This is a genomic window from Klebsiella sp. GB_Kp056, from assembly GCF_040064755.1.
Classification (GTDB): domain Bacteria; phylum Pseudomonadota; class Gammaproteobacteria; order Enterobacterales; family Enterobacteriaceae; genus Klebsiella; species Klebsiella quasipneumoniae.
In genome coordinates, this window is the sequence record NZ_JBEAJA010000054.1 from 252957 (window position 1) to 279492 (window position 26536).

General features: G+C 60.9%; 18 protein-coding genes and 2 pseudogenes. 15 read left to right on the top strand and 5 right to left on the bottom strand.

Going from position 1 to position 26536, the window contains the following annotated elements; all coding sequences use genetic code 11:
• The first annotated feature begins 81 nt into the window (after positions 1–81).
• From ABLV52_RS16610 to lplT, 3 genes and pseudogenes are all read left to right on the top strand, one after another.
• A pseudogene (locus ABLV52_RS16610) lies at positions 82–346 on the top strand (hypothetical protein).
• Between the two features lie 262 nt (positions 347–608).
• Positions 609–2768, top strand: coding sequence for a bifunctional acyl-ACP--phospholipid O-acyltransferase/long-chain-fatty-acid--ACP ligase (gene aas, locus ABLV52_RS16615; protein WP_348890621.1), 2160 nt, complete (start codon positions 609–611; stop codon positions 2766–2768).
• Entirely contained in the window at positions 2761–3954 is a 1194-nt protein-coding gene (gene lplT, locus ABLV52_RS16620; protein WP_023290904.1) for a lysophospholipid transporter LplT, read from the top strand. Before aas ends, lplT begins: the two co-directional genes overlap by 8 nt.
• A gap of 198 nt (positions 3955–4152) precedes the next feature.
• Here the strand turns inward: lplT and ABLV52_RS16625 are convergent, their stop codons facing one another.
• The 5 genes and pseudogenes from ABLV52_RS16625 to ABLV52_RS16645 form a co-directional block, all read right to left on the bottom strand.
• Positions 4153–5193: an NADP(H)-dependent aldo-keto reductase gene (locus ABLV52_RS16625; RefSeq protein WP_008806332.1), complete on the bottom strand. Its 1041-nt coding sequence runs from the start codon at positions 5191–5193 to the stop codon at positions 4153–4155.
• A 221-nt stretch (positions 5194–5414) separates the two neighbouring features.
• Positions 5415–5633, bottom strand: a complete 219-nt coding sequence (locus ABLV52_RS16630) for a YgdI/YgdR family lipoprotein (RefSeq protein ID WP_002915974.1) — start codon at positions 5631–5633, stop codon at positions 5415–5417.
• A 123-nt stretch (positions 5634–5756) separates the two neighbouring features.
• The gene (locus tag ABLV52_RS16635; RefSeq protein ID WP_023290903.1) at positions 5757–6470 is read right to left on the bottom strand and encodes a TerC family protein; all 714 of its coding nucleotides are present in this window, start codon (positions 6468–6470) and stop codon (positions 5757–5759) included.
• A gap of 63 nt (positions 6471–6533) precedes the next feature.
• On the bottom strand, positions 6534–7229 hold the full coding sequence (mutH, locus tag ABLV52_RS16640; protein ID WP_048298206.1) for a DNA mismatch repair endonuclease MutH: 696 nt from the start codon (positions 7227–7229) through the stop codon (positions 6534–6536).
• An 88-nt stretch (positions 7230–7317) separates the two neighbouring features.
• Positions 7318–7458: pseudogene (locus tag ABLV52_RS16645) on the bottom strand (hypothetical protein); the annotation flags it as partial.
• Positions 7459–7911: 453 nt separating this feature from the next.
• On the opposite strand from ABLV52_RS16645, the gene rppH reads away from it, so the two are divergent.
• From rppH to recD, 12 genes are all read left to right on the top strand, one after another.
• Positions 7912–8442, top strand: coding sequence for an RNA pyrophosphohydrolase (rppH, locus tag ABLV52_RS16650; RefSeq protein WP_004205443.1), 531 nt, complete (start codon positions 7912–7914; stop codon positions 8440–8442).
• Between the two features lie 12 nt (positions 8443–8454).
• Positions 8455–10701 carry a phosphoenolpyruvate--protein phosphotransferase gene (gene ptsP / locus ABLV52_RS16655; RefSeq protein WP_023290901.1) on the top strand — a complete coding sequence of 749 codons (2247 nt, stop codon included), beginning with the start codon at positions 8455–8457 and terminating at the stop codon, positions 10699–10701.
• Positions 10702–10945: 244 nt separating this feature from the next.
• On the top strand, positions 10946–11821 hold the full coding sequence (gene lgt / locus ABLV52_RS16660; protein WP_004205445.1) for a prolipoprotein diacylglyceryl transferase: 876 nt from the start codon (positions 10946–10948) through the stop codon (positions 11819–11821).
• A gap of 6 nt (positions 11822–11827) precedes the next feature.
• Positions 11828–12622: a thymidylate synthase gene (gene thyA, locus ABLV52_RS16665; protein ID WP_348890622.1), complete on the top strand. Its 795-nt coding sequence runs from the start codon at positions 11828–11830 to the stop codon at positions 12620–12622.
• A 187-nt stretch (positions 12623–12809) separates the two neighbouring features.
• Positions 12810–13361 carry a prepilin peptidase-dependent protein gene (locus ABLV52_RS16670; RefSeq protein ID WP_032429208.1) on the top strand — a complete coding sequence of 184 codons (552 nt, stop codon included), beginning with the start codon at positions 12810–12812 and terminating at the stop codon, positions 13359–13361.
• Positions 13358–13915, top strand: coding sequence for a prepilin peptidase-dependent protein (locus ABLV52_RS16675; RefSeq protein ID WP_032453975.1), 558 nt, complete (start codon positions 13358–13360; stop codon positions 13913–13915). Before ABLV52_RS16670 ends, ABLV52_RS16675 begins: the two co-directional genes overlap by 4 nt.
• Positions 13912–14319 (top strand): DUF2509 family protein, encoded by a 408-nt coding sequence (locus ABLV52_RS16680; protein WP_348890623.1) that lies wholly within the window; start codon positions 13912–13914, stop codon positions 14317–14319. The genes ABLV52_RS16675 and ABLV52_RS16680 overlap by 4 nt, the downstream gene beginning before the upstream one ends.
• Positions 14304–14627: a prepilin-type N-terminal cleavage/methylation domain-containing protein gene (locus tag ABLV52_RS16685; protein ID WP_023290895.1), complete on the top strand. Its 324-nt coding sequence runs from the start codon at positions 14304–14306 to the stop codon at positions 14625–14627. Before ABLV52_RS16680 ends, ABLV52_RS16685 begins: the two co-directional genes overlap by 16 nt.
• A 12-nt stretch (positions 14628–14639) precedes the next feature.
• The gene (recC, locus tag ABLV52_RS16690; protein ID WP_348890625.1) at positions 14640–18017 is read left to right on the top strand and encodes an exodeoxyribonuclease V subunit gamma; all 3378 of its coding nucleotides are present in this window, start codon (positions 14640–14642) and stop codon (positions 18015–18017) included.
• A gap of 120 nt (positions 18018–18137) precedes the next feature.
• Complete coding sequence (gene ptrA, locus ABLV52_RS16695; RefSeq protein WP_032453972.1) at positions 18138–21023, top strand: pitrilysin; 2886 nt, start codon at positions 18138–18140, stop codon at positions 21021–21023.
• On the top strand, positions 21020–24556 hold the full coding sequence (recB, locus tag ABLV52_RS16700) for an exodeoxyribonuclease V subunit beta (RefSeq protein WP_348890626.1): 3537 nt from the start codon (positions 21020–21022) through the stop codon (positions 24554–24556). Before ptrA ends, recB begins: the two co-directional genes overlap by 4 nt.
• Positions 24553–26397, top strand: coding sequence for an exodeoxyribonuclease V subunit alpha (gene recD / locus ABLV52_RS16705; RefSeq protein WP_348890628.1), 1845 nt, complete (start codon positions 24553–24555; stop codon positions 26395–26397). The genes recB and recD overlap by 4 nt, the downstream gene beginning before the upstream one ends.
• Positions 26398–26536 lie beyond the last annotated feature (139 nt).

The window sequence follows — 26536 nt, forward strand, 5'->3', positions numbered from 1 at the left end:
ATAGGGTAAGCGTTTACATACTGCTATGTTACGGGAAAGAGCGGCAGATTCAAGGCGCGGCGGCGAAGGAATGGCGCAAATGTGATTCAGAGCGGGCTTATCGGTGACCTGTTTACATTGACGCTATCAGTAATTGAAACCGGCTCGGGGAAATACAAACCTTTGCTTACACTTTGCGATGCGCTGTTGCGAATGTTCGCTGGTTTGTCCGCCGAGCAGGTTGATATTCTGGCTATCCCAGAGGTATTGATAGGTGGAGTCAACATCATGTTGACCACTTTACTTACACCAGCCTGCGCAGATGCGCAGGTTTTTTTTTGCCCGTCGCCGACGTTGTTACAGATAGCGAAAATCGTAATAACTGGTTGCACTTAGGCTCACTCCCTTGCGTTTTCCCGCTGGCCCGAAGCGGGCGAAAAACGCGACAATCGAGATCCCAGAGGTATTGATAGGTGAGTTTCTCAGGTACGCTCTTCGTACTGGACGTCTTACACCAGCCTGCGCGGATGCGCAGGTTTTTTTTATTCTGAAAATCCCCCCGCTGCACTGCTTTCCCACGCCTTCTCGTGTAACCTGCTTTGACTCATCACCGGTCACATGGAGTTGTTATGCTTTTGGGATTTTTCAGACTGCTGTTCAAGGGGTTATACCGGGTCAGACTGACCGGCGACACGCAGGCTTTGCACCAGCAAAAAGTCTTAATTACCCCGAACCACGTCTCGTTCCTCGACGGCATTCTGCTGGCGCTGTTTTTGCCGGTCCGACCGGTTTTTGCCGTCTATACCTCAATCAGCCAGCGCTGGTTTATGCGCGCGCTGACGCCGATTATCGATTTTGTGCCGCTGGACCCGACCAAACCGATGTCGATCAAACATCTGGTGCGCCTGATTGAACAGGGGCGGCCGGTGGTCATCTTCCCGGAAGGGCGAATTTCGGTCAGCGGCTCGCTGATGAAAATTTATGACGGCGCCGCCTTTGTCGCCGCCAAATCGCAGGCGACCATCGTGCCGCTGCGCATTGAAGGCGCTGAGCTGACGCCCTTCAGCCGGCTGAAGGGGCTGGTGAAACGTCGCCTGTTCCCGCGTATTCAGCTGCATCTGCTGCCGCCCACCCATCTGCCGATGCCTGAGGCGCCGCGCGCCCGCGACCGGCGCAAAATCGCCGGAGAAATGCTGCATCAGATCATGATGGAAGCCCGGATGGCGGTGCGTCCGCGGGAAACCCTGTATGAGTCGCTGCTGGCGGCGCAGGACCGCTTCGGCGCGCGCAAACCCTGCGTGGAGGATATCAACTTCCAGCCGGATACCTATCGCAAGCTGCTGACCAAAACCCTGTTTGTCGCCCGCATTCTGGAAAAATACAGCCAGCGGGGCGAGAAGATCGGCCTGATGCTGCCCAACGCCGGCATCAGCGCGGCGGTGATTTTCGGCGCGATCGCCCGCGGGCGCATTCCGGCGATGATGAACTATACCGCCGGGGTGAAAGGGCTCAGCAGCGCCATCGCCGCCGCGGAACTCAACACCATTTTTACCTCGCGCACCTTCCTTGATAAAGGCAAGCTCTGGCACCTGCCGGAGCAACTGACTCAGGTGCGCTGGGTGTTCCTGGAAGATCTCAAAGGCGATATCACCCCTGCGGACAAACTGTGGATTTTCGGCCATCTGCTGGCGCCGCGTCTGGCGCAGGTTAAGCAGCAGCCGGAAGACGCGGCGATGATCCTCTTCACCTCCGGCTCGGAGGGCAATCCGAAAGGGGTGGTGCACAGCCATAAAAGTCTGCTGGCCAACGTCGAGCAGATCAAAACCATTGCCGACTTTACCGCTAATGATCGCTTTATGTCGGCGCTGCCGCTGTTCCACTCCTTTGGCCTCACCGTCGGTCTGCTGACGCCGCTGCTTACCGGTGCGGAGGTGTTTCTCTATCCCAGCCCGCTGCACTATCGCGTGGTGCCGGAGCTGGTCTACGATCGCAACTGCACAGTGCTGTTCGGCACCTCGACCTTCCTCGCCAACTATGCCCGCTTCGCTAACCCCTATGATTTCTATCGTCTGCGCTATGTGGTCGCCGGGGCGGAGAAGCTGCAGGAGAGCACCAAACAGCTGTGGCAGGATAAATTCGGCCTGCGCATTCTCGAAGGCTATGGCGTGACCGAGTGCGCCCCGGTGGTCTCGATCAACGTGCCGATGGCGGCGAAGGTCGGCACCGTGGGGCGTATCCTGCCGGGGATGGACGCCCGCCTGCTGGCGATGCCTGGCATTGAGCAAGGGGGGCGGCTGCAGCTGAAAGGGCCGAACATTATGAAAGGCTACCTGCGGGTGGAAAATCCCGGGGTGCTGGAAGCGCCGACGGCGGAAAATCAGCACGGCGAAAAGGAAGCGGGTTGGTATGACACCGGCGATATCGTCACCTTCGACGAGCAGGGCTATGTCCGCATCCAGGGCCGCGCGAAGCGCTTCGCCAAAATCGCTGGCGAAATGATCTCTCTTGAGATGGTGGAGCAGGTGGCCCTCGGCGCGTCGCCGGACAAAATGCACGCCACGGCGATTAAACAGGACGCCAGCAAAGGCGAGGCGCTGGTGCTGTTTACCACCGATAATGAACTGACTCGCGAAGCCCTGCTGCGCTACGCTCGCCAGCACGGCGTACCGGAGCTGGCGGTGCCGCGCGATATACGCTGGCTGAAACAGCTGCCGGTGCTCGGCAGCGGCAAGCCAGACTATGTCACCCTGAAAAACATGGTCGACGAGGCGGAAACATCCCATGAGTGAGTCAGTGCATACTAACCCTTCGCTGTATTCGAAAGGGATGATGGCGGTGATCTGCGCCCAGTTCCTGTCGGCCTTCGGCGACAATGCGCTTCTCTTCGCCACCCTGGCGCTGATGAAGCAGCTTTATTATCCGGAGTGGAGCCAGCCGGTCCTGCAGATGTTGTTTGTGGGCGCTTACATCCTGTTTGCCCCCTTTGTCGGCCAGTTCGCCGACAGCTTTGCCAAAGGCCGGGTGATGATGGTGGCCAACGGCCTGAAGCTGCTCGGCGCCGGCTGCATCTGCTTCGGCGTTAATCCGTTTATCGGCTATACGCTGGTGGGGATTGGCGCCGCCGCCTATTCGCCGGCCAAGTATGGCATTCTCGGCGAACTGACCACCGGCGATAAGTTAGTGAAGGCTAACGGACTGATGGAGTCCTCGACCATCGCGGCGATCCTGCTGGGCTCCATGGCCGGCGGGATCCTCGCCGACTGGCACGTGCTGGCGGCGCTGATCGTCTGCGCGCTGGTCTACGGCGGGGCGGTGGTGGCTAACCTGTGGATACCCAGGCTGCCGGCGGCGCGTCCGGGGCAGTCATGGCGTTTTAAGCCGATGACGCACAGCTTCTTCAGCGCCTGCCGCACGCTGTGGCGCAACGGCGAAACCCGCTTTTCGCTGATGGGCACCAGCCTGTTCTGGGGCGCTGGCGTGACCCTGCGCTTCCTGCTGGTGATCTGGGTGCCGGTAGCGCTGGGCATTACCAGCAACGCCATGCCCACCTATCTTAATGCGATGGTGGCGGTGGGGATTGTGCTGGGGGCCGGGGCGGCGGCGAAGCTGGTGACTCTGGAGACGGTGTCGCGCTGTATGCCGGCCGGGATATTGATCGGTATTGCGGTAATGGCGTTTGCGGTGCAGCAGTCGCTGCTGCCGGCGTTCGGACTGCTACTGCTGCTCGGGGTGTTCGGCGGCTTCTTTATCGTGCCGCTGAATGCGCTGCTGCAGGAGCGCGGGAAACACTCGGTCGGGGCGGGTAACGCGATTGCGGTACAGAACCTGGGCGAAAACGTGGCGATGCTGCTGATGCTGGGGCTCTATTCCCTGGCGGTGAGCGTCGGCGTTCCGCCGGTCGCCGTGGGGATAGGTTTTGGCGCGGTGTTTGCCGTGGCCATCGCCGCGCTGTGGGTCTGGGGGCGGCGTAAATAACTTCTCGTCGCGGTTGACTCGAAATCGTAACCCCTGCCAGGCGCGCGGGCAGAGGGAAACCCCGGGTTGCGGCTTGCGCCTGACCCGGGCTACCGCGGCTGCTGAGGTGGCTACCCGACCGGGGTAGCGTAGGCCCGGTAAGGCGTAGCCGCCACCGGGCAACAACGCGACGCCAGAAGCCGGCGTCGACAGGTCGTGCTACGGTGCCGGGTAGGTATAAACCTGATGCACCGCTTCAATCTCCGCTAATACCTCTTCGCTCAGCTCAAGCTGTAAACTTTCCACGTTGGCCTGCAGCTGCGCCATGGTCGTCGCCCCCAGCAGGGTGCTGGCGACAAACGGCTGCCGACGCACAAAGGCCAGCGCCATTTGCGCCGGATCGAGGCCGTGGCGTTTGGCGATATCCACATACGCCGCCACCGCTTTCTGCGACTGCTCGCTGCTGTAGCGCGTAAAGCGGCTGAACAGCGTATTGCGCGCCCCCGCCGGCTTCGCGCCGTTGAGGTACTTCCCGGTCAGGGTGCCGAAAGCCAGGCAGGAGTAGGCCAGCAGCTCCACGCCTTCGAACTGACTCACTTCCGCCAGGCCGACTTCAAAGCTGCGGTTCAGCAGGCTGTAGGGGTTCTGAATGGTCACGATCCGCGGCAGGTCGTGCTTATCCGCCAGGTGCAGATAACGCATCACGCCGAAGGCGGTTTCGTTCGACACGCCGATGTAGCGGATCTTGCCGGCGCGCTGGAACTCGGTCAGCGCCTCGAGGGTATCCAGCAGGGTCACCGCGGGGGCGGCGTCGGCCCAGGTGTAGCCCAGCTTGCCAAAGCAGTTGGTGGGGCGCTGCGGCCAGTGTACCTGGTACAGGTCGAGATAATCGGTCTGCAGACGCTTCAGACTGGCGTGCAGCGCCTCGCGGATATTTTTCCGGTCCAGGACGTGGTTTGGCCGAATACTGCTGTCGTTATTACGCGCGGGCCCGCTGACCTTCGAGGCGAGCACCAGCTTTTCGCGATTGCCGCGTTTCGCCAGCCAGTTGCCGACGTAGGTTTCGGTCAGCCCCTGAGTTTCCGGGCGCGGCGGGACAGGGTACATTTCAGCGACATCGATCAGATTGATGCCGTTGGCGACCGCATAGTCGAGCTGCTGATGGGCATCGGCCTCGCTGTTCTGCTCGCCAAAGGTCATGGTTCCCAGCCCGAGGGTGCTGATTTCAAGTGAACTGTGTGGGATACGGTGATACTGCATAGCCAGCTTCCTTTTTATTTATAAGGTCAGGCATTCCCCGACAAAGGAGTATCAACATGGCAGAGGGTGAGAAAAAGAGGAAGTAAAAAAATCAAAAAAGCCGGGTGACGAGGAGGAGCGGTGGGTGAAACCCGCGGTGTCCTGGTGTGTCCCGACTCTTCTCAGAAGACTGGTTGTCGGTAAGCGCAGCGTCAACAGAGGCTGGGGCCGACGGGGAAAAATTAACGCTTAATGATTTGTGAAACGTCGTCACGATTGATCTGCATTTTATTACCCTGCTGATCTTCGTAGCTGATAAGACCGGTATCGTCATCCACGGTGGGTTTACCGTCGGTCAGGATCATTCGCCCATCTTTGGTCGCCATGACGTAATCGCTGCTGCAACCGGAAACCGAGAACGCCAGTCCTACGGCGGAAATCAATACTGCCCATTTTTTCATCGTCATCACCTCTTGAGTAGCTGCACCCCATACCTGTCTATTAATAGCCTGATTTGTGAGACATAAAAAGCAGTAAAGTCTGAAAAAGGGTTGCAGCCTGTGACCAGGCTGCAATTTTGTGGTTTACAGCGGGTTTTTCTTATTGCGCAGCAGGTTAAGGCTCTCCACCGCAATAGAGAAGAACATCGCGAAGTAGATGTATCCCTTCGGCACATGGACGTCGAAACTTTCCAGCATCAGGGTAAAGCCGACGAGGATCAGAAACGACAGCGCCAGCATTTTCACCGACGGATGACGGTCAACAAAATCGCCGATAGGTCGCGCGGCGAACATCATGACCCCCACCGCAATCACAACCGCCGCCATCATAATAAACAGATGATCCGACAGGCCGACGGCGGTGATCACCGAGTCGAGGCTAAAGATGATGTCCAGCAGCATGATCTGCACGATGGCGCCGAGGAAGGAGTGAACGTTAGTTTTCAGCCCCTCCTCTTCGCCTTCGATAGATTCATGGATCTCTTTACTGGCTTTCCAGATAAGGAACAGTCCGCCAAACAGCAAGATCAGATCGCGAAACGAAATCTCCTGACCGAGGACGGTAAAGAGCGGGTTGGTCAGCTTAACGACCCAGGCGATAGAGGCCAGCAGCGCCAGGCGCATGACCATCGCCCCCATTAAACCGATCCGTCGCGCGTGGGCGCGCTGGGCGGTGGGGAGCTTGGCCACGACCAGAGAGAGAAAAATAATATTATCGATCCCGAGCACGATCTCCAGCAGCGTCAAGGTGCCCAGCGCCAGCCAGGCGTTAGGATCGGTTATCCATGCAAATAACATTGTTCAAAGTCCTGCAAAATAGAAAGCAGCAATTATATGCAAGCCCCAACGCAGAACAAAAAATTAATCGTGTTGTAACAAGAAATGGCGGGCGAGCAGGGCGGCGGTAAAATTCTTTTTCAGATAGAAGCCGCGCGGCAGCGTGAGGATCGTCTCCCCGCGGGCGCCGATGGCTTCGGTCAACGCCTTGCTGTTGGCCGCTTTCGGTCTTAGCTGTAGCACCTCGCCGTGGCGGGCGGTAATGCGCTCCACCTCACCGAGGACAATAAGATCCATCAGCTCTTCCCAGTCCATGCGCAGCTGGCGCTCCTCTTCTTCGTCCGGACTCCACAGCAGCGGTGCGCCGACGCGCCGCGCCGCCAGAGGAATGGCGCGCTCTCCCTCCACAGGGATCCACAGGACTCGCTGCAGCTTATGCCGCACATGGCTGCTCTCCCAGGTGACGCCGCTATTGCCAGTTAACGGGGCGACGCAGACAAAAGTCGTCTCCAGCGGACGGCCCCGGCTGTCGATAGGGATCGTTTTGAGCTCCACCCCCAGCGCGGCGAAATCCTGCTCGGGTTTACTGCCCGCGCTGGCCCCCAGCCACAGCTCCAGCAGGATGCCCGTCCAGCCTTTATCACGTTTCAGATCGCGGGGAATGGGGATCCCGGCCAGCGCCGCCAGCTCACCCAGCGTATAGCCGGCCAGCTGGCGGGCCTGGGCCAACAGCTGTTCCTGACTTTGCGGCGGAGAGGAGAGCGGAGCGATAGCGGGCATAGGGCGACACCTTTGGTTAAAAAATGAGCGCTAATTTTGCGCGTTGTGGATAGAGTTTATCGTTTTCTGAGTAACTATACCAATCCCATGATTTATATGATTTTTTAAGGTCATTACGCGGCAGGTGAAAACCATGAAAACAGGTTTTCCAGAACTGGTCACTGACAATAAACAGGATCTTACACCATGTTATCCACAGAAAAGTGGGATAACTGGGGAAAAGCCCCACTACTGGTTCGATTTACAGCCTTGACGTGCGACGAAAATCGAATTTTTAGAGAAAATATGCCCGCGACCTGCGCGTAATCTGTGGATAAAATCGACATTGCTCGATCTTTCATCAGTCGGCGGATCGCATGTGTGATGATCGTCACGTTATGCTGTAATAAGTGAAAGGAATATATTCTAACTTAATGAATATGCTATCATTATTATAAGGTGCTAGCAGTGCGATGTTCAGATTACTCCGGGTTTTCCCGGGTTAATTCCGTACTTCTTCACAACTCTATCCACAGAAAAAGTGAATAAAATCGGACATCGGGCGCTTTCGCTGTTTATAACTCTGGCAATTACTGTGAGTTATTCAAATGTTATCCGTTCTCAGTGTGCGAACAGAGTGGTTTACCGTTTCCGACGAGTGTGAAACAATCATTCACATTGAAGCTTATCTTGAGGTAGTCCGGTGATTGATGACGATGGCTACCGCCCAAATGTCGGTATTGTAATCTGTAATCGTCAGGGCCAGGTCATGTGGGCCCGACGCTATGGTCAGCACTCGTGGCAGTTCCCGCAAGGGGGCATAAATCCAGGAGAATCCGCAGAGCAGGCGATGTATCGGGAATTGTTTGAAGAGGTCGGGTTAAGCCGTAAAGATGTGCGGATCCTTGCCTCAACCCGTAACTGGCTGCGTTACAAGTTGCCTAAACGTTTGGTGCGTTGGGACACAAAGCCGGTTTGTATCGGCCAGAAACAAAAGTGGTTTCTTTTGCAGTTGATCGGTAACGACGCGGACATCAATATGCAAACCAGCAGCACACCTGAATTTGATGGCTGGCGCTGGGTGAGTTACTGGTACCCGGTGCGTCAGGTGGTGTCGTTCAAACGCGACGTCTACCGCCGGGTGATGAAAGAGTTCGCCAGCGTCACTATGTCGCTGGCGGAGAGCGCACCTAAGCCGCAAAGCGCGCCTGCTTATCGACGTAAAAGAGGTTAAGCCACGCACATTATGCTCACTCGGTTGCGAGAAATAGTCGAGAAGGTCGCGAGTGCGCCGCGTTTAAACGAGGCGCTGGATATTCTGGTGACGGATGTCTGCCAGGCGATGGAGACGGAAGTCTGCTCGGTTTACCTGGCTGACAATGATCGACGCTGCTATTACCTGATGGCTACCCGCGGGTTAAAAAAACCTCGCGGGCGCACCGTTGCGCTGGCGTTCGATGAAGGCCTGGTGGGGCTGGTTGGCCGCCTGGCGGAGCCCATCAACCTCGCCGATGCGCAAAAACACCCCAGCTTCAAGTATATTCCCGCCGTCAAAGAGGACCGCTTCCGCGCCTTCCTTGGCGTGCCGATCATCCAGCGCCGCCAGCTGTTGGGCGTGCTGGTGGTCCAGCAGCGTGAGCTGCGCCAGTTTGATGAAAGCGAAGAGTCTTTCCTCGTCACTCTCGCCACCCAGATGGCGGCGATCCTCTCCCAGTCCCAGCTGAACGCCCTGTTCGGTCAGTATCGTCAGACGCGCATTCGCGCTCTGCCGGCCTCTTCCGGGGTGGCGATCGCCGAGGGCTGGATGGACGTCAGCCTGCCGCTGATGGAGCAGGTGTATGAAGCCTCGACGCTGGACACCGCCTCGGAACGTGAACGCCTGACCGGCGCGCTGGAAGAAGCGGCCAACGAGTTTCGTCGCTACAGCAAACGCTACGCCGCCGGCGCGCAAAAAGAGACGGCGGCGATCTTCGATCTCTACTCGCACCTGCTCTCCGACGCCCGCCTGCGTCGCGAGCTCTTTGCCGAAGTCGACAAAGGCGCCGTCGCCGAGTGGGCGGTCAAAAAGATCATCGAGAAGTTCGCCGAACAGTTTGCCGCGCTGAGCGACGGCTATCTAAAAGAGCGGGCCGGCGACCTGCGCACGCTGGGTCAGCGTCTGCTGTTCCATCTCGACGACAGTATTCAGGGACCTAACACCTGGCCGGCGCGCATTATCCTCGTGGCGGACGAGCTGTCGGCCACCACCCTCGCCGAGGTGCCGCAGGATCGTCTGGCCGGCGTGGTGGTGCGCGATGGCGCTGCCAACTCCCATGCCGCCATTATGGTGCGGGCCCTTGGCATCCCAACGGTGATGGGCGCCGATATTCAGCCCTCGCTGCTGCATGGCCATACGCTGATTGTCGATGGTTATCGCGGCGAGCTGCTGGTGGATCCTGAACCTGTTCTTTTGCAGGAATATCAGCGGCTTATCAGCGAAGAGAACGAGCTCAGCCGCCTGGCGGAGGACGATCTCCAGCGCGCATCGGAGCTGAAAAGCGGCGAACGGGTGAAAGTCATGCTCAACGCCGGCTTAAGCCCGGAGCACGAAGAGAAGCTCGGCAGCTTTGTTGACGGTATTGGTCTGTACCGTACCGAAATTCCTTTTATGCTGCAGAGCGGCTTCCCCTCAGAAGAGGAGCAGGTCGCCCAGTATCAGGGCATGCTGCAGATGTTTAACAGCAAACCGGTGACCCTGCGTACTCTGGACATCGGCGCGGATAAACAGCTGCCGTACATGCCGATCAGTGAAGAGAACCCGTGCCTTGGCTGGCGCGGGATCCGCATCACCCTCGATCAGCCGGAGATCTTTTTGATCCAGGTGCGAGCGATGCTGCGCGCCAACGCCGCCACCGGCAACCTCAGCATTTTGCTGCCGATGGTTACCAGTCTGGAAGAGGTCGATGAGGCCCGTCGGCTGATCGACCGCGCCAGCCGGGAAGTGGAAGAGATGATCGGCTACGCCATCCCGCGTCCGCGTCTGGGGGTGATGCTGGAGGTGCCGTCGATGGTCTTTATGCTGCCGCAGCTGGCCAGCCGGATCGATTTTATCTCGGTAGGCACGAACGACCTGACCCAGTACCTGCTGGCCGTCGACCGTAACAATACCCGGGTCGCCAGCATGTATGACAGCCTGCATCCTGCGGTATTGCGGGCGCTGGCGATGATCGCCCATGACGCGGAGCGCTTTGGCATCGATCTGCGACTGTGCGGCGAGATGGCAGGCGACCCGATGTGCGTGACGATCCTCATCGGTCTCGGTTATCGCCATCTGTCGATGAACGGCCGCTCGGTGGCGAGGGTGAAATATCTGCTGCGCCGCATCGATATCGAAGAGGCGCAGGAGCTGTCGCGTCGCAGCCTCGAAGCCCAGATGACCGCTGAGGTGCGCCATCAGGTGGCGGCCTTTATGGAGCGGCGCGGTCTCGGCGGCCTGATCCGCGGCGGGCGGTAGCGGTAGCCCGGGTGAGGCGTAAGCCGTAACCCGGGAATCCTCTGTTCGCACCCTCCGGCAAAATAGGATACCACCGGGAAAACGGCATTCTATTAGCATCCGTATACATATCTTTTACACGCCGGCGCGGATCGCACACCTGGCTTATGCTATGATTCGCCTCCTTCGGCGTGCCCGTTTTAATCGGGCATGGATCATCACCGCTGTCCACTTTCGGCGGAATAACAAGTCTTTATGGTGACAGATGAATAGTGGCTACCTGCATTTTCCGGAGTTCGATCCGGTCATTTTTTCTCTAGGCCCGGTCTCCCTCCACTGGTACGGTTTAATGTACCTGGTGGGCTTTGTCTTTGCGATGTGGCTGGCCACCCGTCGGGCGAATCGTCCGGGCAGCGGCTGGACGAAAAATGAAGTGGAAAACCTGCTTTACGCGGGCTTCCTCGGCGTCTTCCTGGGCGGCCGTATCGGCTACGTGCTGTTCTACAACCTGCCGGTCTTTCTTGCCGATCCGTTGTATCTGTTCCGCGTCTGGGACGGCGGCATGTCGTTCCACGGCGGCCTGATCGGCGTGATCCTGGTGATGATTATCTTCGCCAGACGCACCAAACGGACCTTCTTCCAGGTCTCCGATTTTATCGCGCCGCTGATCCCGTTTGGCCTTGGCGCCGGGCGTCTGGGCAACTTTATCAACGGCGAGCTGTGGGGCCGCGTGGACCCGAGCTTCCACTACACGATGATTTTCCCGGGCTCCCGTGCTGAAGACCTGGCGCTGCTGCCGACCCACCCGGAATGGCAATCGCTGTTTGATACCTATGGCGCGCTGCCGCGCCACGCGTCGCAGCTGTACGAGCTGGCGCTGGAAGGGGTGGTGCTGTTCCTGATCCTGAACCTGTTTATCCGTAAACCGCGCCCGACCGGTTCCGTTTCCGGCCTGTTCCTGATTGGCTACGGCCTGTTCCGCATTATCGTGGAATTCTTCCGCCAGCCCGACGCCCAGTTCACCGGCGGCTGGGTGCAGTACATCAGCATGGGGCAGATTCTTTCGATCCCGATGGTGCTTGCGGGTATCATCATGATGGTTTGGGCTTACCGCCACCGTCCGCAGCAACTGAATTCTTGAGGAACCATGAAACAGTATCTTGATTTGATGCAGAAAGTGCTCGTCGAGGGCACGCCAAAAAATGACCGCACCGGCACTGGCACGATCTCTATTTTCGGCCATCAGATGCGTTTTAACCTGCAGGAAGGCTTCCCGCTGGTGACCACCAAGCGCTGTCATTTACGCTCCATCATCCATGAACTGCTGTGGTTCCTGCAGGGTGACACCAACATCGCCTATCTGCACGACAACAACGTCACCATCTGGGACGAGTGGGCAGATGAAAATGGCGACCTGGGGCCGGTTTACGGCAAACAGTGGCGTTCCTGGCCTGCGCCGGACGGTCGGCATATCGACCAGATCAGTACGGTGATGGACCAGCTGAAAAACGACCCGGACTCCCGCCGGATCATCGTTTCGGCGTGGAACGTCGGCGAGCTGGATAAGATGGCCCTGGCGCCGTGCCACGCCTTCTTCCAGTTCTATGTCGCCGACGGCAAGCTCTCCTGCCAGCTGTATCAGCGCTCCTGTGACGTCTTCCTCGGCCTGCCGTTCAACATCGCCAGCTACGCGCTGCTGGTGCATATGGTGGCGCAGCAGTGCGATCTGCAGGTCGGCGATTTCGTCTGGACCGGTGGCGATACCCATCTGTACAGCAACCATCTCGAGCAGACTCATCTGCAGCTGAGCCGCGAACCGCGTCCGCTGCCGAAGCTGGTCATCAAACGCAAGCCCGCGTCGATCTTCGACTACCGCTTTGAAGACTTCGAGATTGAAGGTTACGATCCGCACCCGGGAATCAAAGCGCCAGTGGCGATTTAACCCCCTCTGCAGATATGACCAACCGGCGTCCAATGGCGCCGGTTTTTTTATGCCGTTTTCACCACCTGAATGAGTGGCAGCCCTCGTCGCCATTAGGATTGGAACGCTTCATCCCGCCCCTGGCCACAGGCGGTTGTGGGCGGGAATGTTGGAAAGAGGCTCGCAAAAAAATGTTCTGCTGTTGATCATACAAATCTTTTTTGCGTGTCTGGCCGGGAAAGCTATTTTCCGTCGTCGCGCCAGGGCTAACCGCCGCGGCATACTCTGCGGCATGAACAGAGAACATGGCTATACCCTGATGGAAACCCTGGTGACGCTGACGTTAATGATGATCCTCAGCGTCGGCGGCCTGTACGGCTGGCAGCGCTGGCAGCAGCAGCAACGACTGTGGCAAACCGCCGTCCAGGTGCGGGATTTCCTGGTCTTCCTGCGCGATGACGCCAACGCCTACAACCGGGACCGCGTGCTTCGCGTCGGCCAGGATGAAGAGGGCTGGTGCCTGAGTGCGCAGGGGGAGGCGCCGGCGTGCGCCTCCGCGTCGACCTTAACGCTGCGCCCGCGCTGGCCGGGGATCTCGCTGGCAGGCGTCACGCCTGGCCTGGGATTCTACGGACTGCGCAGCACCGCCTGGGCAGGGAATCTGCGGCTGCAGAGCGAGGCCGGCAGCTGGAGCATTGTGATTTCACACTGGGGGCGGATTCGTTTATGCCGCAGCGACAGCGCGGGAGGGTGCCAGTGAGCCGCCGCGGGTTTTCCCTTGCGGAGGCGCTTATCGCCATGGCGATAGGCTCGCTGCTGCTGATTGGCGCCTGCCGCTTTCTACCCGCCCTGCAGCGCCATATTCTGCGCCAGGGCGAACAGCTGGCCCTGGAGAACGAACTGTGGCAGCGGGTGCATGCCGTGGGTAAACATCTGCAGCGCGCCGGATACTGCCGGGGAGCGTGCGGCGGAGCCGGACTGGAGCTTGCCGCCGACGGCGAGTGCCTGATTGTGCGCTGGGACGCGAACAGCAATGGGACATGGGAAACCTCCCCTGCGGCAGCGGCGGAGAGCACCGGCTTTCGCCTGCGCGACGGCGCGCTGGAGACTTTGCGCGGAGCCAGCGACTGCCGCGGCAGCGGATGGGAGAAAATCACCAATCCGGCCGCTATCGTGGTGACGCGCTTTGCGGCGCAGCGTCTGCTGACCGAGGGCTTCGCGCCGGAGCTGATCGTGACGCTGGCGGCGCGCTCTGCCCGGCAGGCGGGTCTGGCGGCCGAGGTGGAGCAGCGGGTGACGGGGTATAACCTGTGATCCGCCAGCGTGGAATGTCGTCGCTGCTGATGGTGCTCCTGTTGCTGACTCTCGGTAGCCTGCTGCTTGAGGGGCTTAACCTGCAGCAGCGGGCGCTGCTGGCGCAAACCGCCAGCGAAACGCAGGCGATCCGCGATACGGCTGTGGCCCATTCGGCGCTACAGTGGGGAAAACAGCAGGCCTGGTCGACACTGGCGCCGCTGGCCTGCCGCGAGCAGGCGCAGCAGGGCTGGCGAGCCTGTCTGCGCATCTTCGACGACGGTTCGCTGCTGCTCAGCAGCGCCAGCGGCGAGGTGCAGGTCTGGCAGTCCGGCGAGGTGCGCGGCGGGCAGGTGCGTTTCTCCGCCCATGGCTGGAGCGATTTTTGCCCGCTCAGGGAGGTGAGCTTATGTCAAATGCCATGAAGCGCCAGCGGGGTTTTAGCCTGCCGGAGACCGTGCTGGCGATGGCGCTGATGGTGCTGACGGTCGCCGCGCTGGGCGGCTATCAGCGCGGAATGGCGCAAGGGGTCCACCAGCTGAACCAGACGCGTCAGCTATGGCGCGACGCCTGGCGCTATAGCCAGCTCTCCGCGCCGCCTCCGCCGGCAGGCGAGCAGGTAAGCCGTATGCAGACATCGACGCAAAGATGTGTCAGCATCACGGTAACGATCAGTATGCCCGTTGCAAAGCGGGCGCAGATGACCCGGCTGCATTGCCCGGTCAGCCAGTAGTCAGGAGCAATTATGTTAAGGGTATACCACTCAAACCGGCTGGATGTTCTCGAGGCGTTGATGGAGTTTATCGTCGAGCGCCAGCGGCTGGATGACCCTTTTCAGGCTGAAATGGTGCTGGTGCAGAGTACCGGTATGGCGCAGTGGCTGCAGATGACCCTGGCCTCGCGCTTCGGAATTGCCGCCAACATCGAGTTTCCGCTGCCGGCGAGCTTTATCTGGGATATGTTCGTGCGCGTCCTGAAAGATATCCCTGGCGAAAGCGCCTTCAGCAAGCAGAGCATGAGCTGGAAGCTGATGACTCTCCTGCCGCAGCACCTGGAAGAAGACGATTTTATCCTGCTGCGCCAGTATCTGAGCGATGACGGCGACAAACGCAAGCTGTTTCAGCTGGCCGCCCGGGTAGCGGACCTCTATGACCAGTATCTGGTCTATCGCCCGGAATGGCTGATGCGCTGGGAGGCCGACCAGCGGGTTGACGGCCTCGGCGACGCCCAGCAGTGGCAGGCGCCGCTGTGGAAAGCGCTGGTGCGCTATACCGCCGAGCTCGGTCAGCCGCAGTGGCACCGCGCCAATCTCTATCAGCGCTTTATCAGCGCCCTGGAAAAGGCGGATGAACCGCCCGCCGGGCTGCCGTCGCGCGTCTTTATTTGTGGAATTTCCGCGCTGCCGCCGGTCTACCTGCAGGCGCTGCAGGCGCTGGGTAAGCATGTCGATGTCTATGTGCTGTTCACCAACCCCTGCCGCTACTACTGGGGAGATATTAAAGATCCGGCGTTTCTGGCGAAGCTACTGTCGCGTCAGCGACGCCATCACCGCGAGGCGCGCGCGCTGCCCCTGTTCCGCGACGCCGGGCAGGCGCCAGGGCTGTTTAATGACGCCGGGGAGCAGGATGTCGGCAACCCGCTGCTCGCCTCCTGGGGCAAGCTGGGACGCGACTATATCTACCTGCTGGCGGGGCTGGAGCGCTATGAGGAGCTGGACGCCTTTGTCGATATCGTTCCTGATAACCTGTTGCATAACCTGCAGTCGGATATCCTCGAACTGCGCAACGCGGCGGTGGCCGGGCAGAGCGCAGAGGCGTTCGCTCACAGTCGCGACAAACGTCCGCTGGCGCAGGACGACCGCAGCCTGAGCATTCACGTCTGCCACAGTCCGCAGCGTGAGGTGGAGGTTCTGCACGATCGGCTGCTGGCGATGCTGGAGGCGGATCCGACGCTCACGCCGCGGGATATCATCGTCATGGTGGCGGATATCGATAGCTACAGCCCCTATATACAGGCGGTGTTTGGCGCCGCCAGCGGCGACCGCTGGCTGCCGTGGGCGATCTCCGACCGCCGCGCCCGGGAGTCGCACCCGGTACTGCAGGCGTTTATCACGCTGCTCTCGCTGCCCGACAGCCGCTTCGCCAGCGAAGATGTGCTGGCGCTGCTGGACGTGCCGGTGCTGGCGGCGCGCTTTAACATCAACGAAGAGGGGCTGCGCTACCTGCGCCAGTGGGTCAACGAGTCCGGGGTCCGCTGGGGAATGGATGACGACAACGTCCGTGAGCTTGACCTGCCGGCGACCGGCCAGCACACCTGGCGGTTCGGCCTTACCCGCATGCTGCTGGGCTACGCGATGGACAGCCGGGAGGGCGAATGGCAGTCGGTGCTGCCCTATGACGAATCCAGTGGTTTGATCGCCGAACTGGTGGGTAACCTCGCATCGCTGCTGATGCAGCTTAACCTGTGGCGACGCGGTCTCGCCCAGCAGCGGCCGCTGGCGGAGTGGCTGCCGGTCTGTCGCGATCTGCTGAATGACTTTTTCCTGCCGGACAGCGAGACCGAAGCGGCGCTGGCGCTGATTGAGCAGCAGTGGCTGGCGGTGATTGATAGCGGTCTGGAAGCGCAGTATGACGACCAGGTGCCGTTGACGCTGCTGCGCGATGAGCTGGCCCAGCGCCTCGATCAACAACGGATCAGCCAGCGCTTTCTCGCCGGCCCGGTCAACATCTGCACCCTGATGCCGATGCGCTCTATTCCTTTCAAAGTGGTTTGCCTGCTGGGGATGAACGATGGGGTTTATCCGCGAACGCTGCCGCCGCTGGGCTTTGATTTAATGAGCCAGAAGCCGCAGCGCGGCGACCGCAGCCGGCGCGATGATGACCGCTACCTGTTCCTTGAGGCGCTGATGTCCGCCGAACAGACGCTGTATATCAGCTACATCGGCCGTTCTATCCAGGACAACAGCGAGCGCTTTCCCTCGGTGCTGGTGCAGGAGCTGGTGGATTACATCGGCCAGAGCCACTGTCTCGCCGGCGACGAGGAGCTTGATTGCGACACCAGCGAGGCGCGGGTTAAGGCCCACATCACTCACCTGCATACCCGCATGCCGTTCGACATCGCCAATTTCCAGGAGGACGAGAACAAGAGCTACGCCCGGGAATGGCTGGCTGCCGCCGGCCAGCAGGGTGAGGCGCATAGCGACTTCATTCAACCGCTTACCCCACCGCTGATAGACAGCCTGCCGTTCGAGCAGCTCCTGCGCTTCTGGCAGCATCCGGTTCGCGCGTTCTTTCAGCAGCGTCTGCGGGTCAATTTCCGTGCGGAAGAGGATGATATTCCCGATGACGAGCCCTTCACCCTGGAAGGGCTGAGCCGTTATCAACTGAACCAGCAACTGCTCAATACCCTTATCGAGGAACAGGACGCCTCGGCCATGTTCCGCCGCTTCCGCGCCGCCGGCGAGCTGCCGTATGGCGCCTTTGGCGAACTGGTGTGGGAGACGCAGCGTCTGGAGATGCAGGCCCTGGCCGAGCGGGTGAAAGCCGAGCGCCAGCAGGCGCAGAGCATGGAGATCGATCTCCAGTGCGGCGGCGTAAATCTGACCGGCTGGCTGCAGCAGGTGCAGCCGGACGGGCTGCTGCGCTGGCGGCCTTCGCTGCTGAGCGTCTCCCAGGGGATGCAACTTTGGCTGGAACACCTTGTCTACTGTGCCAGCGGCGGCACCGGCGAGAGCCGGCTGTTTGTGCGTAAAGAGGGAGAGTGGCGTTTTCCGCCGCTGGCGCCCGCCGAGGCGCAGGCGTACCTTAATGAGCTGGTGGATGGCTATTTGCTGGGGATGTCGCAGCCGCTGCTGCTGCTGCCGGAAAGCGGTGGCGCCTGGCTGAAAGCCTGTTATGACGCCGAAAAGGATGTCATCGTAATGGACGAAGAGACGCAGCAGAAAGCGCGGAGCAAATTCCTGCAGACCTACGAAGGTAACATGGTGGTCAGCGGGGAGGGCGCCGATATCTGGTATCAACGCCTGTGGCGTTCGCTGGAGCCGGCGCATTACGAAGAAATCATTGCCCAGACGCAGCGTTATCTGTTACCGCTATATCGTTACCATCAGTCCACACAAATTTAAATAGTATAAAAATTGCGCAGTGAATGGCGGTTCATTTATTATGCGCAACGTATCACGGACTGATGGACATAAAAGGCTGCACGCCGTGCAGCGCAAGTTTGTTAATGATGAGGTTCGTGAATGCCCCGCAGTTTATGGTTCAAGGTTTTTGTAGTGCTGGCCGCCCTCTGGGCGCCGTTGAGTCAAGCCGACACCGGATGGCAGCCTGTTCAGGAGACGATCCGCAAAAGCGAAAAAGATACGCGTCAGTATCAGGCGATCCGTCTTGATAACGACATGGTCGTGCTGCTGGTTTCCGATCCGCAGGCGGTGAAATCGCTGTCGGCGCTGGTGGTGCCGGTGGGATCCCTGCAGGATCCGGCCGATCATCAGGGGCTGGCGCATTTTCTGGAACATATGACGCTGATGGGGTCGCAAAAATATCCCCAGCCTGACAGCCTTGCAGAGTTTCTTAAGCTGCATGGCGGCAGCCATAACGCCAGCACCGCGCCCTACCGCACCGCGTTCTATCTCGAAGTGGAGAATGATGCGCTGGACGGGGCCGTAGACCGGCTGGCCGACGCCATCGCTGCGCCGCTGCTGGATAAAAAATATGCCGACCGCGAACGTAACGCGGTCAACGCCGAGCTGACGATGGCCCGGACGCGAGACGGGATGCGCATGGCCCAGGTCAGCGCAGAAACCATTAACCCGGCTCACCCGGCGGCCCACTTCTCTGGCGGCAACCTCGAGACGCTCAGCGATAAGCCTGGCAACCCGGTTCTTGATGCGCTGCACACCTTCCGCGATAGCTGGTACTCCGCCAACCTGATGAAAGCGGTGATCTACAGCAACAAGCCGTTGCCGGAGCTGGCGCGCATGGCCGCTGACACCTTTGGCCGCGTGCCGAATCGTCACATCAGCAGGCCGGAAATAAGCGTCCCGGTGGTAACCGATGCGCAAAAAGGCATTATTATTCACTATGTGCCGGCGATGCCGCGTAAAGTGCTGCGCGTCGAGTTTCGCATCGACAACAACAGCGATCGTTTCCGCAGCAAAACGGATGAACTGGTCACTTACCTGATCGGCAACCGCAGCCCGGGGACGCTCTCCGACTGGCTGCAAAAGCAGGGACTGGCGGAAGGTATCCGCGCGGATTCTGATCCGGTGGTGAACGGCAACAGCGGCGTGCTGGCGATCTCGGCCACCCTCACCGATAAAGGCCTGGCGCACCGCGACGAAGTGACGGCGGCCATATTCAGCTACCTCAACCTCCTGCGTACTCAGGGTGTCGACAAACGTTACTTTGACGAGTTGGCGCATGTGCTGGCGCTGGATTTCCGCTATCCGTCGATCAACCGCGACATGGATTACGTGGAATGGCTGGCGGATACCATGATCCGGGTGCCGGTCGAGCATGCGCTGGACGTGGTCAACATTGCCGATCGCTACGACCCGCAGGCGATCAAAGACCGGCTGGCGATGATGACTCCGCAGAACGCGCGCATCTGGTATATCAGCCCGCAGGAACCGCATAACAAGACCGCTTATTTTGTCGATGCGCCGTATCAGGTGGATAAGATCGGCGAGCAGACGTTCGCTGACTGGCAGCAAAAAGCGCAGGCGATCAAGCTGCAGCTGCCGGCGCTCAACCCCTATATTCCGGATGATTTCACCCTCATCAAAAGCGATAAAGCCTGGCCGCACCCTCAGCTGATCCTCGATGAGCCGACCCTGCGGGTGGTTTATGCCCCGAGCCAGTATTTCGCCAGCGAGCCGAAGGCGGATATCTCCCTGGTGCTGCGTAATCCCCAGGCGATGGACAGCGCTCGCCGGCAGGTGATGTTTGCCCTCAACGATTATCTCGCCGGCATCGCCCTCGATCAGCTCAGTAACCAGGCGGCGGTCGGCGGCATTTCGTTCTCCACCGGCGCCAATAACGGGTTAATGGTCAATGCCAACGGCTACACCCAGCACCTGCCGGCGCTGTTCAGCGACCTGCTGCAGGGATACTTCAGCTATACGCCGACCGAGGAGCAGCTGGAGCAGGCCAAATCCTGGTACGCGCAAATGATGGACTCCGCTGAGAAGGGCAAAGCCTACGATCAGGCGATAATGCCGATCCAGATGGTCTCCCAGGTACCGTATTTCCAGCGCGAAGTACGCCGGGCGCTGTTGCCTTCCATCACCTTGCAGGAAGTGCTCGACTACCGCGCCAACCTGAAAACCAAGGGGCGCCCTGAACTGATGGTGATCGGCAATATGTCCGCCGATGCCGCCACGACGCTGGCTCGCCAGATCCAGCAGCAGCTGGGCGCTGACGGCAACGAATGGTGCCGCAATAAAGACGTGGTGGTGAACCGGCAGCAGCTGGCGATCTTCAACAAAGCGGGCAACAGCACCGACTCCGCGCTGGCCGCGGTGTTTGCGCCGCCCAACGTGGATGAGTTCAGCAGCACCGCCGCCAGCACCCTGCTGGGACAGATTATTCAGCCGTGGTTCTACAACCAGCTGCGCACCGAAGAGCAGCTCGGCTACGCGGTCTTTGCCTTCCCGATGAACGTGGGGCGCCAGTGGGGCATGGGCTTCCTGCTGCAGAGTAGCGATAAGCAGCCGGCTTTCCTCTGGCAGCGGTTCCAGGCCTTCTTCCCCACCGCGGAGGCGAAGCTGCGGGCGATGAAGCCGGAAGAGTTTGCCCAACTCCAGCAGGCGGTGATAAGCCAGATGCTGCAGGCGCCACAGACGCTGGGCGAAGAGGCATCGAAACTGAGCAAAGATTTCGATCGCGGTAATATGCGTTTTGATTCACGTGATAAAGTAGTGGCTCAGATTAAACTGCTGACGCCGCAAAAACTTGCCGATTTCTTCCATCAGACGGTGGTGGATCCGCAGGGCATGACGATATTGTCCCAGATTTCCGGTAGCCAGAATGGCAAAGCGGACTACGCCCAGCCGGCAGGCGGCAAAGTGTGGGAAAACGTCAGCGCATTGCAGCAATCCTTACCCCTGATGCGAGAGAATGAATGACCGACACCGCTGAGTCTTTGGATCCCCTGCGCTTGCCCTTGAGGGGCGAGCGCCTGATAGAAGCCTCTGCGGGCACCGGAAAAACCTTTACCATCGCCGCGCTGTATCTGCGGCTGCTGCTGGGGCTGGGCGGCGAGGCCGCCTATCCCCGCGCCATCAGCGTTGAAGAGCTGCTGGTGGTGACCTTTACCGAGGCGGCGACCGAAGAGCTGCGCGGACGTATCCGCAGCAACATCCATGAACTGCGCATCGCCTGTATGCGCGGTGAATCCGACAACCCGCTCTACAGCGCGCTGCTGGCGGAGATCGCCGATAAAGACGATGCCGCGAAGACCCTGCTGTTGGCCGAACGGCAGATGGACGAGGCGGCGGTGTTCACCATCCACGGTTTTTGCCAGCGGATGCTGAGCCTTAACGCCTTCGAGTCGGGCATGCTGTTCGAGCAGCAGTTGATCGAGGATGAATCCCGCCTGCGCTATCAGGCCTGCGCCGACTTCTGGCGCCGTCACTGTTATCCACTGACCCGCGATATCGCGGCGGTGATCCATGATGTCTGGAAAGGGCCGCGCGACCTGCTGAAGTCCCTTGACCGCTGGCTGCAGGGCGAAGCGCCGCAGCTCAAGTCGCCGCCAGCCGCCGACGAGACGCTGGCCGAACGCCATCAGCAAATCATCGGCCGCATTGACTCGCTCAAGCAGCAGTGGCGCGAGCAGGTGGGGGAGATCGAAGGCGTGCTTGAAGATTCCGGCCTTGACCGGCGGAAGTTCAATCGCGGCAACCAGGGCAAATGGCTTGAGAAAGTGACCGCCTGGGCGCAGGAAGAGACGTTGAGCTATCAGTTGCCCGACGCGCTGGAGAAATTTGCCCAGTCGTTTCTGCTTGAGCGTACCAAAGCCGGTGGCGAACCGCCCGTGCATCCTCTGTTTAGCGCCGTCGAATCGCTGCTGGCCTCGTCGCTGACGCTCACCGATCTGGTGCTGGCGAGAGCGATGGTCGAGATCCGTGATGCGGTCGCGCGCGAAAAGCGCCGCCGCGGCGAGCTGGGGTTTGACGACATGCTCAGCCGGCTTGACGAGGCGCTGCGCGGCGACAGCGGCGAGGCGCTGGCCAGCGCCATTCGCCAGCGTTTTCCGGTGGCGATGATCGATGAGTTTCAGGATACCGACCCCCAGCAGTACCGGATTTTCCGCCGTATCTGGCGCCAGCGTCCGGAGACGGCGCTGCTGCTGATCGGCGATCCGAAGCAGGCCATCTACGCCTTTCGCGGCGCCGATATCTTTACCTATATGAAAGCGCGCGGCGACGTTGCCGCGCACTACACGCTTGACACCAACTGGCGCTCCTCCCCTGGCATGGTGGGTAGCGTCAACCGGCTGTTCAGCCTCAGCGATAACCCCTTCATGTTTCGTGAGATACCGTTCCTGCCGGTGAAGTCGGCGGCGAAGAACCAGGGGTTGCGCTTTACCGTTGACGCGGCGGATGTCCCGGCGATGAACGTCTGGCTGATGCCCGGCGACACCGTTGGCGCCGGCGATTATCAGACGTTTATGGCCCAGCTCTGCGCCACGCAGATCCGCGACTGGCTGAGCGCCGGTCAGCAGGGGCGCGCACGGCTGTGGCGTGGGGAAACCTCGCGCCCGGTGCAGGCTTCGGATATTACCGTGCTGGTGCGCAACCGGCTGGAGGCGGCGCAGGTGCGTGGAGCGCTCCAGACGCTGGGCATCCCCTCGGTCTACCTCTCCAACCGCGACAGCGTTTTTGAGACGCTGGAGGCCCAGGAGCTGCTCTGGCTATTGCAGGCGGTGTTGTCCCCGGAGCGGGAAAATACCCTGCGCAGCGCGTTGGCGACCTCAATGTTTGGCCTGACCGCGCTGGATATTGAAAACCTCAACCAGGATGAGCAGGCGTGGGACGCGCTGGTGGAGGAGTTCAGCGAATACCGCCAGATCTGGCGTCAGCGCGGGGTGATGCCGATGCTGCGGGCGCTGATGACGGCCCGGCACATCGCCGAGAACCTGCTGGCGACCCGGGGCGGCGAGCGGCGCTTAACCGACATACTGCACATCAGCGAATTGCTGCAGGAGGCGGCCAGCCAGCTGGAAAGCGAGCATGCCCTGGTGCGCTGGCTGACGCAGCATATCGCCGAGCCGGACAGCAACGCCGCCAGCCAGCAGATGCGTCTCGAAAGCGATAAGCACCTCGTGCAAATCGTCACTATTCACAAGTCAAAAGGACTGGAATATCCCCTGGTCTGGCTGCCGTTTATCGCCCGGTTTCGCAAACAAGACCAGGCGTTCTATCACGATCGCGAGACGTTCGCGGCGGTACTGGATCTGGGCCAGGATGAGGCCAGCCTCGAGCTGGCGGAGGCGGAACGGCTGGCGGAAGATCTGCGCCTGCTGTACGTCGCTCTCACCCGCGCGGTCTGGCACTGCAGCCTTGGCGTGGCGCCCCTCAGCAGTCGAAAGTCCGGCAACAGCGATTTTCATCTGAGCGCCCTCGGGCGGCTGCTGCAGGCGGGCGAAGCCATGGATGCCGCCGGGCTGGCCGCGCGTTTAGCGGACTTCTGCCATGGCGATATTGCATTACAGAGACCTGGCGAGCTGGATCTGACCCCGTGGCAGGCGCCGGCGGCGAGCATTCCTCCGCTGTCGGCGCGCGAGCTGCAGCGCCGCATCGCCGACGACTGGCGGGTGACCAGCTATTCCGGGCTGCAGCAGCATGGTTTCAGCGGCGGACAGGATCTGCTGCCGCGTCTGGATGTCGATGCCGCCGGCGTCGGCGAAGTCGTGGAAGATCCGCAGCTGACCCCGCACCAGTTTCCGCGCGGCGCCGCGCCGGGAACCTTCCTGCACAGTCTGTTTGAGGAGCTGGACTTTACCCAGCCGGTGCCGGACGGGTGGATGGCGGAGAAACTGCAGCTGAGCGGGTTTGACGCGCAGTGGGCGCCGGTGCTGACCGACTGGCTGGGGGGCGTGCTGAAGACCCGTCTGCCGGGGCCGGATATCGCGCTCAATCAGCTGGCGGCGCGGGATAAACAGGTGGAGATGGCATTTTATCTGCCCATCGCCCAGCTGCTGACGGCGGAGCGCCTTGACGCGCTTATCCGCCAGTACGATCCCCTTTCCGCCGACACGCCGCCGCTGGATTTCCGCCAGGTGCGCGGCATGCTGAAGGGCTTTATCGATCTGGTCTTCCGCCATGAAGGCCGCTATTACCTGCTGGATTACAAATCGAACTGGCTGGGGGAAGATCGCGAGGCCTATACCCGGCCCGCGATGGAGCAGGCGATGCGGGCTCACCGCTACGATCTGCAGTATCAGCTGTACAGCCTGGCGCTCCACCGCTATCTGCGCCACCGGCTGGCCGATTACGACTATGACCGCCACTTCGGCGGCGTGATTTATCTCTTCCTGCGCGGCATGGACGGGCAGGAGGGGGGGCAAGGGATCTTCACCACCCGGCCGGTGCGACCGCTGATTGACGGTCTGGATCAGCTTTTTGCCGGAGAAACTCAGGAGGAGGCCTCATGACTTTCGAACAACTACTGCTGGCGGCGGTGGAGCAGCGTCTGCTGCGGCCGCTGGACGTCCAGTTTGCTCTGATGGTGGCGCAAAACGACCCGCCGGCGGTCAAGCTGGCGGCGGCCTTGCTGAGCCGGGACGCCGGCGAGGGGCACGTATGCCTGCCGCTCTCGCGGCTGAGCGGCGACGAGGCGCTCGGCGGGAAAGCGGGGGAGATCCGCGATCGGCTGCTGGACGAAGCCGGCGCGCCGGAAGACTGGCCCGCGCTGCTGCTCGCTTCGTCGGCGGTGAGCTGCGGCGATGCCCCGGCGCCGATGATCTTATGCGGCGAACGGCTCTATCTGAACCGGATGTGGCGCAACGAGCTGACCGTCGCCCGCTTCTTCAACGAAGCCAACCGGGTGCTGGAGATGGATGAGGCCCGGCTGGCGTCAACCCTGAACGCTCTGTTCCCTGCCACCGGCGAAACCGACTGGCAAAAAGTGGCCGCGGCGGTGGCGCTGACCCGCCGCATCTCGGTGATCTCCGGCGGTCCCGGGACCGGGAAGACCACCACCGTGGCCAAACTTCTGGCGGCGCTAATCCAGATTGAAGACAGTCCGCGCTGTCGTATTCGCCTGGCGGCGCCGACGGGGAAAGCGGCGGCGCGCCTGACCGAATCGCTGGGCGCGGCGTTGAGAAAACTGCCGCTGACCGACGCGCAGAAAGCGTTGATTCCCACCGAGGCCAGCACGCTGCATCGTCTGCTGGGCGCCCAGCCCGGCAGCCAGCGCATGCGCTATCACGCCGGCAACCCGCTGCATCTGGACGTGCTGGTGGTGGATGAAGCCTCGATGATCGACCTGCCGATGATGTCGCGGCTCATCGACGCGCTGCCGGCTCACGGGCGGGTGATTTTTCTCGGCGATCGCGACCAGCTGGCCTCCGTGGAAGCGGGGGCGGTGCTGGGGGATATCTGCGCCTGGGCGAGTTCGGGCTATACCGCCGCGCGGGCGCAGGAGCTGACCCGGCTGACCGGTTCGCCGGTACCGGCGGGCGAGGGGGCTATCGCTGGCGCGTTGAGAGATAGCTTGTGCCTGCTGCAAAAGAGCTATCGCTTCGGCAGTCACTCCGGCATTGGGAGCCTGGCGCGGGCGGTGAACGCTGGCGCGCGCGCGGAGGTGAAGGCCACGCTGCGCCAGCCGTTTGACGATATCGCGCTTCATCCCCTCAGCACGACCGAAGAGTACGAAGCCATGCTCGGCGCGGCACAGCAGGGCTATGAGCGCTACCTGCAGCTGCGCCGCGAGCGGGCGGAACCGCAGGCGATGCTGGCCGCCTTCAGCGAATTTCAGCTGCTGTGCGCGCTGCGGGAAGGGCCGTACGGCGTGAGCGGCGTCAATGAGCGGCTGGAGCAGCGGCTCAACCGTCAGCGGGCGATCGCCCTGCCGCGCCACTCCCGCTGGTATGACGGCCGGCCGATTATGATCGCGCGCAACGACAGCACGCTGGGACTGTTTAACGGCGATATCGGGATAGCGCTGGAGCGCAACGGCGAGCTGAGGGTGTGGTTCCTGATGCCCGACGGCGCCATCAAGTCGGTGCAGCCGAGCCGCCTGCCGGAGCATGATACCGCCTGGGCGATGACCGTGCATAAATCGCAGGGATCGGAGTTCGACCATGCGGCGCTGATCCTGCCGGCGCGCAGCGTCCCGCTGGTGACGCGCGAACTGGTCTACACCGCGATCACCCGCGCGAAACAGCGGTTGTCGCTCTATGCCGACGAGCAGGTGCTCTCCCAGGCCATTGTGACGCGAACCGAGCGGCGAAGCGGCCTGACGGAGATCTTCGCCGGGCGCGAAGCCCCCTGAGATGCCGCGTTTGGGCGACGGGTAGCGTGACGACGCTCCTCGACGGCTGGGCGCATATCGGTGAGCCAGCGAGGTAAAGGGTCTACGCGAAAAGCAGAATTCTACCCGCGAGCCGCAGACAGCGTGCCGGCCAGGCGTA